Here is a 16,924-nt window from a genome sequence, read left to right as displayed (position 1 = left end):
CGAAATTCACCGCTCTCCGGACGTACGCGCCGCCGAGGCACGCCGTCGCATCGTGTTCCATCTCCGTGGCCCCCGGCCGGACACCCGTCCGGCGCCGGAGCCTCCCGCCCGCTTTCTACCAAAGCGAGGTTGCCGCGTCGCGAGCGCCGCCCGCGCAGCGGGCTCGTCGCGCGCGAAGGCGATCAGCAGCCCGATGGCGAACATGGTCGGCAGCAGGGCGGATCCTCCGTAGGAGAACAGCGGGAGGGGGACACCGGCGATCGGCAGCAGACCGAGCACCGCACCGATGTTGATCACCGCCTGGGCGGTGATCCAGGTGGTCACGCCTCCCGCGGCATACCTGACGAAGGGGTCCTCCGTGCGTCCGGCCACGCGGATACCCGCATAGCCTAGAGCCGCGAACAGGGCGAGCACCGACAGCGTCCCCGCCAGGCCCAGTTCCTCGCCGGTGACAGCGAAGATGAAGTCGGTGTGGGCCTCCGGGAGTTGACCCCATTTTTCCACACTCGCGCCGAGCCCGGAGCCGAAGAACCCGCCGGAGGCGAGCGCGTAGATGCCGTGCACGGCCTGCCAGCAGTCGGCGACCCCGGTCTTCGGCTCGGTGGCGCCGATGCAGGCGAGCCGGGCCATCCGGTTGGGGCTGGTCTTGATGAGGACCACGCCGATCAGGCCGGCGACCGACAGCACGCCCGCGAACAGCCGGGTCGGCGCGCCCGCGAGCCACAGCAGGCCGAACAGGATCGCCGTCAGAATGATCGCGGTGCCCATGTCGCCGCCGAGCATGATCAGCCCGAGCAGCAGGAAGGTGCCCGGGACCAGCGGGACCAGCATGTGCTTCCACTGGTTCAGCAGCCTCCGCTCCTGCTTGCGGGCGATCAGGTCCGCGCCCCACAGCACCAGGGCCAGCTTGCCGAACTCGCTGGGCTGGATCTGGAAGGAGCCGCCGAGCGAGATCCAGTTCTGGTTGCCGTTGACCGACATCCCTATCCCGGGCACCTGGACCAGGGCCATGAGGAAGACGGCGCCGGCGAGGATCGGGTAGGCCAGCGCCCGGTGCAGTTTCACCGGCATGCGGGAGGCCGCGAACAGCAGTGCGCCGCCGATGAGCGCGGCGAGGAACTGCTTGCGGAAGAAGTACGACCCCGGCAGGGACAGCTGCAACGCGGTGATCTGGGAGGCCGAGTAGACCATCACCAGGCCGAGCACGGTGATCAGCACGCTGCCGCCGGCGATCAGGTAGTAGGCGGTCAGCGGCCGGTCCCAGGCCCGGCGCACGCGCGTGGCGAACCGCTGGACGGGGTTCTCGCGCGGGGGCCGGGGTACGACGGGACGAGGGCGCCGGGACGCCCGCTGCACGGGCGGCCGGCCGGTTCGGCTACTGGGCATCGGCGCCTCCACTGAACGTCGACCGTCCCACGCGTCCCTCCCAAGTTCCGCCCGGCGGGCGGCCGGGGTCAGGCTCCGAGTTCGCGGACCGCCGCCGCGAACGCGTCACCGCGCTGGTTGTAGTTGGTGAACATGTCCATGGAGGCGCAGGCCGGGGCCAGCAGCACCGTGTCGCCGGGCCGAGCCAGCCGCTTCGCCTCCGTCACCGCCTGGAGCATCGCCCCAGTGTCGGTCCGGTCGAGGTCGACGACGGGTACCTCCGGGGCGTGTCGCGCGAGGGCCTCGCGGATCAGTGCCCGGTCGGCGCCGATCAGGACGGCTCCGCGCAGCCTCTTGGCCGACTTGGCGACCAGTTCGTCGAAGGTCGCGCCCTTGGCCAGCCCGCCCGCAATCCATACGATCGGTTCATATGCTGCCAACGAGGCTTCGGCGGCGTGGGTGTTGGTCGCCTTGGAGTCGTCGACGTACGCGACCCCGTCGACGTCGGCCACGTGCGCGATGCGGTGGGCGTCGGGCCGGAAGGCCCGCAGGCCGTCGCGCACGGCCGTGGCCGGCACACCGAAGGCGCGCGCGAGGGCCGCCGCCGCAAGGGCGTTGGCGATGTTGTGCGGGGCCGGCGGGTTCACGTCGGAGACCTGGGCCAGCTCCTGGGCGTTCTTCTGCCGGTTCTCCACGAAGGCCCGGTCGACCAGGATGTCGTCCACCACGCCGAGTTGGGACGGGCCGGGCGTGCCCAGGGTGAACCCGACGGCCCGGCAGCCCTCTTCGACGTCGGCCTCGCGCACCAGGTCCTCGGTGGCCCGGTCGGCGACGTTGTAGACGCAGGCGACCCGGTTGCCCTCGTAGATGCGGCCCTTGTCGCGCGCGTAGGCCTCCATGGAGCCGTGCCAGTCCAGGTGGTCCGGCGCGAGGTTGAGGACGGCCGCCGAGTGGGCGCGCAGCGAGGGCGCCCAGTGCAGCTGGTAGCTGGAGAGTTCCACGGCGAGGACGTCGTAGCGCTCCTCGCCGAGGACCGCGTCCAGCAGGGAGACGCCGATGTTGCCGACGGCGGCCGTGCGCAGCCCCGCCGCCTTCAGGATGGAGGCGAGCATCTGGACGGTGGTGGTCTTGCCGTTGGTGCCCGTCACGGCCAGCCAGGGCGCCGCGTCGGGGCCGCGCAGCCGCCAGGCCAGCTCCACGTCGCCCCAGACGGGCACGCCCGCCTCCCCGGCCGCCACGAACAGCGGCTTGTCCGGCTGCCAGCCGGGCGCGGTGACGATCAGCTCGGTGCCCTCGGGGAGGGTGGCGCCGTCGCCGAGGCGCACGGTGATGCCGAGCGCCTCCAGCTCCGCGGCCTGGTCCCGGGCGCGTGCGTCGTCGCCGTCGTTGACGACCGTGACGAGCGCGCCGCGCGCGTGCAGTGCCTTGGCCGCCGGGATCCCGGAGACGCCGAGCCCCGCGACGGTGACGTGCCTGCCCTGGTGTTCGAAGGACCCTGAAGGCGCCGAGGAGGTCACTTGTCCGCTGCCCATCCCGCGTAGAAGAGGCCCAGTCCGACGATCACACAGATGCCCTGGATGATCCAGAAGCGGACCACCACGAGTACCTCGGACCAGCCCTTGAGTTCGAAGTGGTGCTGGAGTGGTGCCATCCGGAAGACGCGCTTGCCGGTGAGCCGGAACGAGCCGACCTGGATGACGACCGACATGGTGATGAGGACGAACAGGCCGCCCATGATGGCCACCAGCAGCTCCGTGCGGGAGAGGATGGCCAGACCGGTGAGGACGCCGCCGAGCGCGAGCGAACCGGTGTCGCCCATGAAGATCTTCGCCGGCGAGGTGTTCCACCACAGGAAGCCCAGGCAGGCGCCCATCAGCGCGGAGGCGATCACGGCGAGGTCCAGCGGGTCGCGCACCTCGTAGCAGGCGCCTGGGTTGGTCAGGGTGCCCGCGTTGGCGCAGGACTCCTGGAACTGCCAGACGCCGATGAAGGTGTAGGCGCCGAAGACGAGGACGGAGGCGCCGGTGGCGAGGCCGTCCAGACCGTCGGTCAGGTTCACGCCGTTCGACATCGCGAGGATCATGAACAGCGCCCAGACGACGAACAGCACCGGGCCGATCGACCAGCCGAAGTCGGTGATGAACGACAGCTTGGTGGAGGCCGGGGTGTTGCCGCGCGCGTCGGAGAACTGGAGCGACAGTACGGCGAAGGCGATGCCGACGGTCAGCTGGCCCGCCATCTTGGCCTTGGCCCGCAGGCCCAGCGACCGCCGCTTGACGATCTTGATGTAGTCGTCGAGGAAGCCGACCAGGCCCATGCCGGCCATCAGGCCGAGGACCAGCAGACCGGAGTAGGTCGGGGGGTAGCCGGTGATGAGCTTGCTCAGGAAGTACGCGGCGATCGTCGCCAGGATGAAGGCGATACCGCCCATGGTCGGCGTACCGCGCTTGCTGGCGTGCTCGCGCGGGCCGTCGTCACGGATGTACTGGCCGTAGCCCTTGCGGGCCAGGAGCTTGATCAGCAGCGGGGTGCCGACCAGGGTCAGGAACAGGCCGATGACTCCCGAGAACAGGATCTGCTTCATCATCGGGCATCGACCCCGCCCTCGGCACCGGCCCCGGCGAGCGCCTCGGCCACGCGCTCCAGCCCCACCGACCGGGACGCCTTCACGAGCACGACGTCCCCCGGGCGCAACTCGCTGCGCAACAGGTCGATCGCCGCCTGTGCGTCGGACACGTGCACCGACTCCTCACCCCACGAACCCTCGTTATATGCGCCCAGTTGCAGCCAGGAGGCCTCAATCCCCCCGACGGCGACGAGCTTGCTGACGTTGAGCCGGACGGCGAGCCGTCCGACGGCGTCGTGCTCGGCGAGCGCCTCGTCCCCCAGCTCGGCCATCTTGCCGAGCACCGCCCACGTGCGGCGCCCCTTGCCCATGGCCGCGAGCGCCCTGAGGGCGGCCCGCACGGACTCGGGGTTGGCGTTGTAGGCGTCGTTGACGATGGTCACGCCGTCCGGGCGCTCGGTGACCTCCATGCGCCAGCGGGAGAGGGAGCCCGCCTCGGAGAGCGCGGTGGCGATCTCAGCTGCGGACATGCCCAGCTCATGGGCGACGGCGGCCGCGGCGAGCGCGTTCGACACGTGATGCTCACCGTACAGGCGCATGGTCACATCACTTGCACCGGAGGGTGTGTGAAGTCTGAAGGCGGGCTGTCCGTTGTCCGTGAGTCGTACGTTCTCGGCGCGTACGTCCGCTTCGGCCGACTCTCCGAAAAGGACCACCTTCGCCTTGGTACGGGAGGCCATGGCCCGTACCAGCGGGTCGTCGGCGTTGAGGATCGCCGCGCCGTCCTCGGGCAGTGCCTCCACGAGTTCGCCCTTGGCGAGGGCGATCTGCTCGCGTCCGCCGAACTCGCCGATGTGGGCGGTGCCGACGTTGAGCACCAGGCCGATCCGCGGGGGCGTCAGACCGGCGAGGTACCGGATGTGCCCGATGCCGCGGGCGCCCATCTCCAGTACCAGGAAACGGGTTTCCTCGGTGGCGGTGAGGGCGGTCAGCGGCAGGCCGATCTCGTTGTTGAGCGACCCGGGCGTGAACACCGTCGGCGCCTTGCGCCGCAGGACCTGCGCGATGAGGTCCTTGGTGCTGGTCTTGCCCGCCGAGCCGGTCAGGCCGACGAGGGTCGCGCCGAGCCGCCGCACGACGTGCCGGGCGAGGGCGCCGAGGGCCGCCTGGACGTCGTCGACGACGATCGCGGGGACACCGACCGGCCGGGAGGCGAGCACGGCGACCGCGCCGTCCCCGACGACCCGGGCCGCGTAGTCGTGGCCGTCCACGCGCTCGCCGACGAAGGCGGCGAACAGGCTGCCGGGCACCACCTCGCGGGAGTCCCGGACGACCGGTCCCGTGACAAGCGCGGACGGATCCGGTATGTCGTGCGTCTGCCCGCCGACGACTGCTGCGATCTCGGCGAGGGAGAGGGCGATCACAAGTTCATCCCTGGGTCTGCTGGATAGCTTCGCGGAGCACCTGGCGGTCGTCGAAGGGACGGATCACGCCGGCGATGTCCTGGCCCTGCTCATGGCCCTTGCCCGCCACCAGCACGGTGTCGCCGGGCTGGGCGCGGCCCACGGCGGCGGCGACGGCGGCGGCCCGGTCCTCGAACAGGAGCACCTCGCCCCGCTCGTGCGCGGGCACGGAGGCCGCGCCCTGGAGCATGGTCGCGAGGATCGCGAGGGGGTCCTCGGAGCGGGGGTTGTCGGAGGTCAGTACGGCCGTGTCGGCGAACCGGGCCGCGGCGGCGCCCATCGGGGCGCGCTTGGTCCGGTCGCGGTCGCCGCCGCAGCCGAGGACGACGTGCAGCCGGCCCTTGGTGACCTTGCGCAGCGCCTTGAGCACCGACTCGACCGCGTCGGTCTTGTGCGCGTAGTCGACGACCGCCAGGTAGGGCTGCCCGGCGTCGACGCGTTCCAGGCGGCCGGGGACGCCCGGCACGGCCGCGATGCCGTCGGCGGCTGCCTGCGGGTCGAGGCCGGCCGCGGCGAGGGCGACGACGGCGGCGAGGGTGTTGGCCACGTTGAACGTGCCCGGCAGCGGCGACCTGGCCCGCACCCGCTCGCCGTTCGGGCCGAGGACGGTGAACGTCGAGTCCATCGGGCCGACCTGGACGTCCTCGGCGCGCCAGTCGGCGTCGGGGTGGCCCTCGGCGGAGAAGGTGACGACCGGGACGCCCGCCTCCGCGGCGAGCCGGCGGCCGTACTCGTCGTCGGCGTTGACGACACCGAGCCTGCTGCGTTCCGGCGTGAACAGCCGGGCCTTGGCCTGGAAGTAGTCCTCCATGCCGGAGTGGAACTCCATGTGCTCCGGGCTGAGGTTGGTGAAGACGGCGATGTCGAAGACGCAGCCGTCGACCCGGCCGAGGACCAGCGCGTGGCTGGAGACCTCCATGGCGACCGCCTCGACACCGCGTTCGCGCATGACGGCGAAGAGCGCCTGGAGGTCGGTGGCCTCGGGGGTGGTGCGTTCGGACTTGATGCGCTCCTCGCCGATGCGCATCTCGACGGTGCCGATCAGCCCGGTGGCGCGCGCGGTCTTCAGGCCGCCCTCGACCAGGTAGGCCGTGGTGGTCTTGCCGGAGGTGCCGGTGATGCCGATCTGGAGCAGATCCCGGCCGGGCCGGCCGTAGATGGTGGCCGCGAGTTCGCCCATCCGCGCGCGCGGGTCGTCCACGACCAGGACCGGCAGTCCGGTGGCGGCGGCGCGTTCGGCGCCCGTCGGGTCGGTGAGCACGGCGACCGCGCCCAGGCCGGCGGCCTGGGTGACGAAGTCGGCTCCGTGCAGCCGGGCCCCGGGCAGGGCGGCGTACAGGTCGCCGGGGCGGACGGCGCGGGAGTCGTGGGTGATGCCCGTGACCCCGGCGGAGCCGGCCGGCGCGGCGGCACCCAGCTGATCGGCGAGTTCCACGAGGGGGGTGGCGGAGACCTCGACCGGTCGCGGCGGTCCCGGATATGTCACGGAAGCGCCCTTCTGGGTGGTTTGGGACTGATCAGCGTGTGGCACGGCGGTGAGCGTACCGGGCGCACCCGCTCCGGAGCGAAGTGAGGGGTTCTCGGCCCCGTGGTTCCCGTCGCCGGGAGTGATCGTTGTCACGAGCTGGTTCCTGGTGTTTCCGGGGGTGCTGATCAGGGCTTGTAGTCGACGGGCAGGTTGGCGGGCCTGGCCCCGGTCGGCGGGATCTGGAGGGTCTTGAGGGCGAACTCCATGACCTGCTTGTAGATGGGGCCGCAGATCTGGCCGCCGAAGTAGCTGCCGGCGGTGGCGTTCTGGATGGCGCAGTACACCGTCACGCGGGGGTTGTCCGCGGGGGCGAACCCGGCGAACGACGAGGTGTAGCCGCGGTAGCGGCCGGTGGCCGGATCCACGCGGTTGGCCGTGCCGGTCTTGCCCGCGACCCGGTACCCGGGGATGCGGGCCTTGATGCCGGTGCCCTGCTCGTCGTCCACCACCGACTCCAGCATCTGGGCGACCGCCTTGGCCGTCCGCTCGCTGACCACCCGGGTCCTGGCGGGTTTGCGGGCCGGCGTGAAACGCCCGTCGGCGCCCTTGGTGCCGCGCACCAGGCTCGGCTCCACGCGGACCCCGCCGTTGGCGATGGTCGAGTACACGGAGGCGGCCTGCATCGCGTTGATGGAGAAACCCTGGCCGAAAGGGATCGTGTACTGCTGCGAGGTGGACCACTTCTGCGGCGGGGCGAGGATGCCCCGGGTCTCGCCCGGGAAGCGCAGCCCGGTGTAGTCGCCGATGCCGAACCGGTGCAGGTAGGAGTGGAGGATCCGGTTGGCCTCGGGCTGGGTCCTGCCGAGTTCGCCGGTGGCCAGGATGGTGCCGATGTTGCTGGACTTGGCGAGCACGCCGTTGAGCGTGAGGTACCAGGTGGCGTGGTCGATGTCGTCCTGGAAGAGGCGGTCGCCGCGGTGCAGCCGGTTGGGCACGACGACGTGGGTGAGCGGGGTCGCCACCTTCTGTTCCAGCACGGCCGCCATGGACATCACCTTGGCGGTGGAGCCGGGCTCGTAGGCGTCCTGGAGGGCCGCGTTGCCCATGGCGTCGCCGTCGGCCTTCGACAGGTCGTTGGGGTCGAAGCCGGGCGAGTTGGCCATCGCCAGGATCTGGCCGGTGCGGGTGTCCTGGACGATGACGTACCCGCGGTCCGCCCGTGACTTGCGCACCTGCTCGGTGATGGCGTTCTGCGCGGCCCACTGGATGTCCCGGTCGATGGTCAGCTCGACGTCGGCCCCGGGCACGGCCGGTGTCTGCGTCGAGCCGACGGTCGGCACCTGGCGGCCGCCGGACTGGGCGTAGCGCGCCTTGCCGTCCTTGCCGGTGAGCTGCTTGTCCAGCTCCTGCTCGACACCGCCGCCGCCGCGGCCGTCGGCGTTGACCCAGCCCAGTATCCCGGCGGCCAGGTCGCCGTTGGGGTACACGCGCTGGCTGCTGGGGTCCGCGAAGACGCCGGCCAGCACGTTGGCGGTGTGCGGGTCCGTGCCGGCCTTCTTGGCCAGCGCGGCCTTCAGGTCCTTGATCTGCTTCCAGACCTGCGGGGTCTGCCGCGCGGCGAGCCGCGTGTAGCGGGAGTTCTTGTTGGCGGGCCGCAGCTTGTGCACGAGCGCCGCCTGGTCCTGGCCGAGGATCGGGGCGAGCAGCGCGGCGGCCTGTTCGGGGCCGTCGGCGGTCTTGAGCTGCCGGGCGGTGAACATCGTCGGGTCGGCCGTGATGTCGTAGGCGTCCTCGCTGATGGCGAGGGCCACGCCGTTGCGGTCGGTGATGCCGCCGCGTGCGGCGGCCAGGGTGTGCACCACGTAGCGGTTCTGCTCGGCCCGGGCCGCGTACGCGCTCGCGTCGACGGCCTGGACCTGGAGCAGCCGCACGACGAAGGCGAGCAGGACCAGGGTCAGGCCGAGGCTGACCAGGCGCAGCCGGGGCCGGGGGCTGCCGAGCCGGAGGGGGCGCGGGGGCATGGGCCGGGCCCCGCCGGGGCGGCGGGCCGGGCGGGCGCCGGGCCCGGGCTGCCGCCGGTCGGCGCCCCGCGGCCGGGGCGTCCTGGCGGGTCCGGGCACACGGCGGCGCGGCGGTTGCCTGTCGGACACTTCCGTCACCTGCCGGGGGTCGGGGTGGGGGCGGGCTGGGGGGTGAGGGGCGGCACGGCCGCCGGGTCGGGCGGCTGGAGGCCGTCCGCCCGGGGCGGGACCGGCGGCACGGTGGGCACCTCCACGGGCGCCGCGGCGGCGGGAAGGCCGGCGCCCGGCACGGGCACCCCGGGGCCGAGCGGGTCGGAGAGCACCGCGGACTCCGGGGCGGGGGCGGGGACACCGCGCACGGTGCCGCCGGGGCCGAGGAAGGCCGGGTCGCCGCCGGGGACCATGCCGAGCTGGTGCGCGCGGCGCTGGAGGGCGTCCGGCGACGAGTAGGAGTCGATGTCCCGTTGGAGGGCCTGCTCCTCGTCGGTGAGGTTCTTGGTCTGCTTCTGGAGGTCGGCCAGGTGGAACGAGCCTTCGCTGAGCGCGGAGTTGAGCACCAGCAGACCGATCAGGCCGCCGCCCAGGAGCAGGACGACGAGGAGCACGAACGGGGTGCGGGCCGCCCGGGCGCGGCCGGCCGGGAAGAGCCGGGCGAGCCGGGCCGCCCTCCCCTTCAGCTGGGGTCCCCCGCTCACCGCTCCCCCCGTGCCCGCGGGTGACCGGTCGCCCGGTGCGTGGCGGGGACCGGTCCTCGGTGCGTGGGGGGAACCCACCGACCCGTCTGGCTCACTCGACGTCCTCCCTGATGCGCTCGGCGCCCCGCAGTCTGGCCGGGGCGGCCCGCCGGTTCTCGGTGATCTCTTCCTCGGTGGGAAGTTCGGCACCACGGGTGAGCAGCTTGAGCCGCGGCTGGTAGCGCTCGGGCACGACCGGCAGTCCGGGCGGGGCGGTGGACGCCGCGCCGGCCGCGAACACGTGCTTGACGAGCCGGTCCTCCAGCGAGTGGTACGACAGCACGGCGATCCGCCCGCCGACGTCCAGGGCCTTCACGGCGGCCGGGACCGCCCGCTCCAGGACGGCGAGTTCACCGTTCACCTCGATGCGCAGCGCCTGGAAGGTGCGCTTGGCCGGGTTGCCGCCGGTGCGCTTGGCGGCCTGCGGCAGGGCGTCGCGGATCAGCGTCACGAGCCGGGCGCTGTTGGTGAACGGCTCCTTCTCCCGCTCGCGGACGATCGCGGAGACGATCCGCTTGGCCTGCTTCTCCTCGCCGTACGCGCGCAGGATGCGCACGAGTTCACCCGGCGGGTAGGTGTTGAGGACCTCGGCGGCGCTGATGCCGGCCGTCTGGTCCATGCGCATGTCCAGGGGCGCGTCCTGGGCGTAGGCGAAGCCGCGGTCGGCCTCGTCGAGCTGCATGGAGGAGACCCCGAGGTCGAACAGCACGCCGCGGACGCGCGGCACGCGGAGCCGGTCCAGCACGTCGGGCAGTTCGTCGTACACGGCGTGCACGAGGGTGGCGCGGTCCCCGTACGGGGCGAGCCGCTCGCCGGACAGGCGCAGCGCCTCCTTGTCGCGGTCGAGGCCGATCAGCCGCGCCTGCGGGAACCGGGCCAGCAGGGCCTCGCTGTGGCCGCCGAGTCCGAGGGTGCAGTCGACGACCACCGCTCCCGGCTGTTCCAGGGCGGGCGCCAGCAGGTCCAGGCAGCGCTGGAGCATCACCGGGACGTGTCGACTCTGGCTCAAGGGGGCCTCTCAGGATCCGGCGCGACCGTACGCACCGCCGGGTCGCCGCCGGCTCGCGGGGGGCGGCCTGCCGGCGCCGGAAGCGTCGGCCGGCCGGAGCGGGAGGAGGCCGAGCCGTACGTACGCGCGGCGCGCACGTGGGGGAGACGGTCCGGGCGTGTGCCGGGGTCTTCGGGTGTTTCGCCAGCAGGGAGGGCCACGCCTCCCGCTTCGCGCCACTTTAGTCCACCGTGTCGCGCGGTCAATCAACCGGCCTGCGCGTCGTGCGCCGGGACCGGGCGGGGGCGGCTGTTCGAGCCGATTCACCCGTACGGTACGGGTCCGTCCCCTTGTGGGGTGGCTCACAACGAGCCGCGATGGCGTTCTTTGTCCTCTCTCACAGCGGGCCGGAACCCCGCGTGACCAGTAACGTCGTCGCCATGACGACTTCCGCTGCCCTGCCCTCCGGACCCGAAGGCGCCATACCCGAGGGCTCCGATGTGACCGACCGCCTCGTGACCGCCAACGAGCGGTACGCCGAGGCCTTCACGGACCCCGGCATGGATGCCCGCCCCGTGCTGCGCGTCGCCGTGGTCGCCTGCATGGACGCCCGGCTCGACCTGCACAAGGCGCTCGGCCTCCAGCTCGGGGACTGCCACACGATCCGCAACGCGGGCGGTGTGGTCACCGACGACGTCATCCGGTCCCTGACCATCAGCCAGCGCAAGCTGGGCACCCGCAGCGTGGTGCTCATCCACCACACCGGCTGCGGACTGGAGGCCCTCACCGAGGACTTCCGCACCGAGCTGGAGATGGAGATCGGCCAGCGGCCGGCCTGGGCGGTGGAGTCCTTCCGCGACGTGGACCAGGACGTGCGCCAGTCCATGCAGCGCGTGCGCACCTCTCCCTTCCTCCAGCACACCGACGACGTCCGCGGCTTCGTCTTCGACGTGCGCACCGGCCGGCTGCGCGAGATCGACCCGGCCTGAAGCGGCCGGGCCCGGCCCGGACACCGGCCGGCCGCCCGCGGAACACGTCCCGCCGCGTCCGGATCGCCTGTCACGTATCGAAAATGTGGTCGAAAAAGGCCGTAAGGCCGACATCGTGCGGGCAGTTGTCCACAGGCGAGTGACACGAATCGGTAACGGCAGCAAGAATGCGGGATGTGACGTCACGCGGAACCTTTCCCGCGTGGTGTCCGTGTTTCGGGGTGGGCCGGTCGCGCATCGAGAGCGTCGGTCCGGAAAAGAACGGGCCGAGGAGGGCCGGGTGTCGACCTATGACGATCCAGCGAGCCACGGGGGTGCCCCCGCCCGGCCGTACACGGGGGCGGGGGACGACCTGACCGCCACCGCGGAGCGGGTGCGCGCCTCGGTGGAGGGCGTGATCGAGGGCAAGCCCGAGGTCGTACGGCTCGCGCTGACCGTGCTGCTGGCCGAGGGCCACCTGCTGCTGGAGGACGTGCCGGGGGTGGGCAAGACGATGCTCGCCAAGGCGCTGGCGCGGTCCATCGACTGCTCGGTGCGGCGCATCCAGTTCACGCCGGACCTGCTGCCCTCGGACATCACCGGGGTGTCCATCTGGGACCAGCAGCGCCGGGACTTCGAGTTCAAGCCGGGCGCCATCTTCGCGCAGATCGTGATCGGCGACGAGATCAACCGCGCCTCCCCGAAGACCCAGTCAGCACTGCTGGAGTCCATGGAGGAACGGCAGGTCACCATCGACGGGCAGACGTACGAACTGCCCAGCCCCTTCATGGTGGTGGCCACCCAGAACCCGGTCGAGATGGAGGGCACCTACCCGCTGCCCGAGGCGCAGCGCGACCGGTTCATGGCCCGTGTCTCCGTCGGCTACCCGAGCGTGGAGGCCGAGTTGCGCATGCTCGACGTGCACGGCGGGGTCAGCCCGCTGGAGGACCTGCGGCCGGTGGCGCACGCGCACGAGATCGTGAAGCTGACCGAGGCCGTGCGCGAGGTGCACGTCTCCGAGGCGGTCCGGCGGTACGCGGTCGAGCTGGTCTCCGCCACCCGCGCGCACCCCGACCTCAGACTCGGCGCCTCCCCGCGCGCGACGCTGCACCTGCTGCGGGCCGCGAAGGCCGCCGCCGCCCTCGCAGGCCGGGAGTACGCGCTGCCGGACGACGTGCAGGGGCTCGCCGTGCCCGTCCTCGCCCACCGCCTGCTGCCCACCGCGCAGGCCCAGCTGAACCGGCGCACGGCCGAGCAGGTGGTGCTGGAGATCCTCCAGCACACCTCGGTGCCCGCGGTGCCGGGACAGCACAGCGGCTTCGGCGGCCTGGGCCGGACCGTCCCGGCCTATCCGCAGCAGCCCCCGCGGAGTCTGTGATGGACGCCGGGGGGGCCGGACCGGCGGATACCGGCCGCGACGACGCGGGTGGGCTCCGCACGGCCCTGGCCGGGCTCACCACTCGTGGCCGCTCCTTCCTCGCGGCCGGGGTCGCCGCCGCGGTCTGCGCGTACGTGCTGGGCCAGAGCGACCTGCTGCGGGTCGGGCTGCTGCTGGCCGTGCTGCCCCTGGCCTGCGCGACCGTGCTCCACCGCACGCGCCACCGGGTCGCCGCGGCCCGCCGGCTCTCCCCCGGACGCGTGCCGGCGGGTGCCGAGGCCCGGGTGCACCTGCGCATGGAGAACGTCTCCCGACTGCCCACCGGTCTCCTCCTGCTCCAGGACCGGGTGCCCTACGTCCTCGGGCCCCGGCCCCGGTTCGTCCTGGACCGGGTCGAGCCGGGCGGGCGGCGCGAGGTGTCCTACCGGGTCCGCTCCGACCTGCGGGGCCGCTATCCGCTGGGCCCGCTCCAGCTGCGGCTCACCGACCCCTTCGGCATGTGCGAGCTGACCCGCTCCTTCTCCGCGTACGAAACCCTGACGGTCGTCCCGCACGTGGATCCGCTGGCCCCGGTCCGCTTCGGCGGCGAGGCCCAGGGGTACGGCGACGGGCGGCATCGCTCGCTGGCCCTGGCGGGCGAGGACGACGTGATCCCGCGCGGGTACCGCTACGGCGACGACCTGCGCCGGGTGCACTGGCGTTCCACCGCGCGCCACGGCGAGCTGATGGTGCGCCGCGAGGAGCAGCCCCGGCGCGCGAGGTGCACCGTGCTCCTGGACACCCGGGGCGGCGCCTACGAGGGCGCCGGCCCCGACTCGGCCTTCGAATGGGCGGTCTCCGGCGCCGCCTCGGTCCTGGCCCACATGCTCGAACGCGGCTTCTCGGTACGGCTGCTGACCGACTGCGGCAGCGCGGTGCCCGGCGAGGGCGCCGACGGTTTCGCGGGCACGGGCCAGGAGACGGCGGACGCGGCCGGGCTGATGATGGACACCCTCGCCGTGCTCGACCACTCCGACGGCACCGGCCTGTCCCGGGCGTACGACGCGCTGCGCGGCGACGACGGACTGCTGGTCGCCTTCCTCGGCGACCTGGACGGGGAACAGGCCACGACGGTCGCCGGGATGTGCCGACGCGGCGGCGCGGTCGCCTTCGTGCTGGACCCCGACACCTGGACCCGCGAGACGACCGACGTGCCGCGCGCGGGCGGGGCGCACGAGGAGCGGTTGCGCGTGCTGCGCGAGGCGGGCTGGACGGCGCTGAGCGTGCCGCGCGGCGCCCCGCTGGACGAGTTGTGGCGGCAGGCGGACCGGGAACGTTCGGGCCTGGCCGCCGTGAGCGGGGAGGCACGGGGATGAGCGGACGAGCACGGCTGACCCTGAGCGCGGCGGCGGCCACCCTGCTGACCTCCTGCGCACTGCTCCCCCTGGTCGAGCAGCCGACCTGGCTCCTTGAGCTGGTGCCGCTGCTGGCGGTGCAGACCGGGGTGGGCGCGGCGGCCCGGCGGGTCCCGCTGGGCCGGCCGCTGACGGTGGCGGCCCAGGCGCTGGCCACCGTGGTGCTGCTCACCCTGGTGTTCGCCCGGCGCCACGCGTTCGCGGGGCTGGTCCCGGGCCCGGACACGTTCCGGTACTTCGCCGACCTGTTCCGGCAGGGTTCGGACGACGTCGCCCGGTACGCGATACCGGCGCCGCTGCACGACGGCATCCGGCTGATGCTGATCGGCGGCGTGCTGCTGGTCGGGCTGCTGGTGGACACGCTGGCGGTGACCTTCCGCAGCGCCGCACCGGCCGGGCTGCCGCTGCTCGCGCTGTACTCGGTGGCCGCCGGCCTGTCCCACGGCGGCGCCGACTGGCTGTGGTTCCTCGCGGCGGCGGCCGGCTACCTGATGCTGCTGCTCGCGGAGGGCCGGGAACGGCTCGCGCAGTGGGGCCGGGTCTTCGGCGGCCCGCCGCGCACCCCGGGCACCTCCGGGAGCGGGGCCCTCGCGCCGGCGCGCGCCGGGCGCCGGATCGGCGCGGTCACGCTCGGAGTGGCCCTGACGGTGCCGCTCGCACTGCCCGCGATGCACGGCGGGCTGCTGGACGGCGCGGGCACGGGCGTGGGGGCGGGCGACGGCCCGGGCGCCGGTGGCTCCGCGGTCAGCCTGCTGGTGTCGCTGCGCGACGACCTGAACACCGACGAGGACCGCCGGCTGCTGTCCCTGCGCACCGACACCGACGACGTCTCCGACCTGTACCTGCGGATCGTCTCCCTGGACGACTTCGACGGCACCACGTGGAAACCGGCCCGGCGGCGCGTCGTCGGCGTGCCGGAGACCTTCCCCGGCCCGGTCGGTCTCGGCGGCGACGTGAGACGCCACCCGGTGCGCACGACCGTCACGGCGGCGGACGGCTACGCCCAGGACTGGCTGCCGATGCCCTATCCGCCGAGCGGGGTGAAGATCGCCGGACGGTGGCGGTACGAGCCGGTCGGCATGTCCCTGGTCGGCGACCACGGCCAGACCACGCGCGGCGAGACCTACCAGGTGACCAGCCTGGCCGTACGGCCGACCGCCCGGCAGCTGGCCTCCGCGCCGCGCCCGCCGGCCGCCCTGCGGCGCGAGTACACGAAGGTGCCGTCCTCGCTGCCGGGGGTGGTGGCCCGCACCGCCCGGAAGATCACGCAGGGCGCCGGCAGCGCCTACGAGGAGGCCGTCGCCCTCCAGGACTACTTCGCCGTCTCCGGCGGCTTCCAGTACGACACCCGGGTGGACGTCGGCCGCGGCCCCGGGGCCATAGCCAACTTCCTCGAGAAGAAGCAGGGCTTCTGCATCCACTTCTCCTTCACCATGGCGGCGATGGCCCGCACCCTCGGCATCCCGGCCCGGGTCGCGGTGGGCTTCGCGCCCGGCACCCCGCAGGCCGACGGTACGGTCTCGGTGAACCAGAAGGACGCGCACGCCTGGCCCGAGCTGTACTTCGAGGGGGTGGGCTGGACCCGGTTCGAGCCGACCCCGAGCCGTGGCATCACGCCGTCGTACACCCAGCCCGACGCGCCCGGCACCTCGCTGCCGCAGGAGTCGCTGCCGTCCGGCAAGGCCTCCTCGGCGCCCTCGGCGGCGGCCTCGCCGAGCCCGAGCTGCGCCGGTCGGCCGCACGGGGCGGCGGACGCCTGCGCCGACGCGTCCGCGGCGGCGAGCCCGGCCCGGGGCGGCGACGGCCCCGACCCGTGGTGGTGGCGGCTGCCGGCCGGCCTGGGCGCGCTGGCGGCCCTGGCCGTGGCGTCGGCCCCGATGCTGTGGCGCAAGCGGATGCGCGCGGCTCGGCTCGGCGGGCACCCCCGGACGCCGGAGGGCGCGGCGGCGCACACCCTGGCCGCCTGGCAGGAGCTGACGGACAGCGCCTGGGACCACGGCATCCCGCCCGACGAGTCGCTGACCCCGCGCGGGGCCGCCACCCGGATCGTCCGGCTGGGGCGGCTCGATCCGGCGGCCGGAGCGGCGGTGCACCGGGTCGCGGACGCGGTGGAGCAGGTGCTGTACGCCCCCCGGCCGCGCCCGGCACCGGGTGCGGCGGAGGACGTGCGCCGGGTGGCGGAGGCGCTGCGCACCACGGCCGGTACGCGGACCCGGCTGCGGGCGCTGCTCCTGCCCCGCTCCACCCTGCGCACCCTCCGGGCCGCCAGGGCCCGCTGGTCCACCCTCCGCACCCGGATGCCCTTCAGACCCGAACCAGCCCGCCCCTCCCGACAAGAGGCCTGACCACGCCGACAGGCCTGATCAGTCACACGCCGCCGAGGGGGCCGACGTCCGGGGCGGGTGCGCTGCGGGGTGGCGGGGGCGCACGTCTTTGGCGGGGGGTGCTGCGGGTGGCGGGGGCACCGCGGGGTCCGGCGGGTGGCGACCAAGCAGGAGTGGGTCCGGCGCGGGGCGGGGTCCGGCACGGCACGGGGCCCGGCGCGGGACATCCAAGGCACGGCGGGTAGGCGCGGGGCC

12 protein-coding genes are annotated in these 16,924 nt (G+C 73.5%); 4 read left to right on the top strand and 8 right to left on the bottom strand.

The window, feature by feature from the left end:
- Positions 1-6: 6 nt before the first annotated feature.
- From ftsW to rsmH, 8 genes are all read right to left on the bottom strand, one after another.
- Positions 7-1,386: a putative lipid II flippase FtsW gene (gene ftsW, locus ACIQVT_RS08260; RefSeq protein WP_403749323.1), complete on the bottom strand. Its 1,380-nt coding sequence runs from the start codon at positions 1,384-1,386 to the stop codon at positions 7-9.
- Between the two features lie 68 nt (positions 1,387-1,454).
- Positions 1,455-2,897, bottom strand: coding sequence for a UDP-N-acetylmuramoyl-L-alanine--D-glutamate ligase (murD, locus tag ACIQVT_RS08255; RefSeq protein ID WP_403749321.1), 1,443 nt, complete (start codon positions 2,895-2,897; stop codon positions 1,455-1,457).
- Entirely contained in the window at positions 2,879-3,949 is a 1,071-nt protein-coding gene (mraY, locus tag ACIQVT_RS08250; RefSeq protein WP_403749743.1) for a phospho-N-acetylmuramoyl-pentapeptide-transferase, read from the bottom strand. The genes murD and mraY overlap by 19 nt, the downstream gene beginning before the upstream one ends.
- Positions 3,949-5,355, bottom strand: a complete 1,407-nt coding sequence (murF, locus tag ACIQVT_RS08245; protein ID WP_403749317.1) for a UDP-N-acetylmuramoyl-tripeptide--D-alanyl-D-alanine ligase — start codon at positions 5,353-5,355, stop codon at positions 3,949-3,951. Before murF ends, mraY begins: the two co-directional genes overlap by 1 nt.
- A gap of 4 nt (positions 5,356-5,359) precedes the next feature.
- On the bottom strand, positions 5,360-7,015 hold the full coding sequence (locus ACIQVT_RS08240; protein WP_403749315.1) for a UDP-N-acetylmuramoyl-L-alanyl-D-glutamate--2,6-diaminopimelate ligase: 1,656 nt from the start codon (positions 7,013-7,015) through the stop codon (positions 5,360-5,362).
- A 32-nt stretch (positions 7,016-7,047) separates the two neighbouring features.
- On the bottom strand, positions 7,048-9,012 hold the full coding sequence (locus ACIQVT_RS08235) for a peptidoglycan D,D-transpeptidase FtsI family protein (protein WP_403749313.1): 1,965 nt from the start codon (positions 9,010-9,012) through the stop codon (positions 7,048-7,050).
- A gap of 5 nt (positions 9,013-9,017) precedes the next feature.
- Complete coding sequence (locus ACIQVT_RS08230) at positions 9,018-9,578, bottom strand: septum formation initiator family protein (RefSeq protein WP_403749310.1); 561 nt, start codon at positions 9,576-9,578, stop codon at positions 9,018-9,020.
- A 91-nt stretch (positions 9,579-9,669) separates the two neighbouring features.
- On the bottom strand, positions 9,670-10,626 hold the full coding sequence (rsmH, locus tag ACIQVT_RS08225) for a 16S rRNA (cytosine(1402)-N(4))-methyltransferase RsmH (protein WP_403749308.1): 957 nt from the start codon (positions 10,624-10,626) through the stop codon (positions 9,670-9,672).
- A 419-nt stretch (positions 10,627-11,045) separates the two neighbouring features.
- On the opposite strand from rsmH, the gene ACIQVT_RS08220 reads away from it, so the two are divergent.
- The 4 genes from ACIQVT_RS08220 to ACIQVT_RS08205 all read left to right on the top strand — a co-directional run bounded on the left by ACIQVT_RS08220 (position 11,046) and on the right by ACIQVT_RS08205 (position 16,690).
- Positions 11,046-11,594, top strand: coding sequence for a beta-class carbonic anhydrase (locus ACIQVT_RS08220; protein WP_403749306.1), 549 nt, complete (start codon positions 11,046-11,048; stop codon positions 11,592-11,594).
- A gap of 280 nt (positions 11,595-11,874) precedes the next feature.
- The gene (locus ACIQVT_RS08215) at positions 11,875-12,951 is read left to right on the top strand and encodes an AAA family ATPase (protein WP_403749304.1); all 1,077 of its coding nucleotides are present in this window, start codon (positions 11,875-11,877) and stop codon (positions 12,949-12,951) included.
- On the top strand, positions 12,951-14,306 hold the full coding sequence (locus ACIQVT_RS08210) for a DUF58 domain-containing protein (RefSeq protein WP_403749302.1): 1,356 nt from the start codon (positions 12,951-12,953) through the stop codon (positions 14,304-14,306). The genes ACIQVT_RS08215 and ACIQVT_RS08210 overlap by 1 nt, the downstream gene beginning before the upstream one ends.
- Positions 14,303-16,690, top strand: coding sequence for a DUF3488 and DUF4129 domain-containing transglutaminase family protein (locus ACIQVT_RS08205; protein WP_403749299.1), 2,388 nt, complete (start codon positions 14,303-14,305; stop codon positions 16,688-16,690). The genes ACIQVT_RS08210 and ACIQVT_RS08205 overlap by 4 nt, the downstream gene beginning before the upstream one ends.
- Positions 16,691-16,924: the final 234 nt, after the last annotated feature.

Source organism: Streptomyces sp. NPDC100445, assembly GCF_044759735.1.
Lineage (GTDB): Bacteria > Actinomycetota > Actinomycetes > Streptomycetales > Streptomycetaceae > Streptomyces.
Note: the sequence above shows the minus strand (reverse complement) of the source record. Positions and strands in the feature narration are given on the sequence as shown.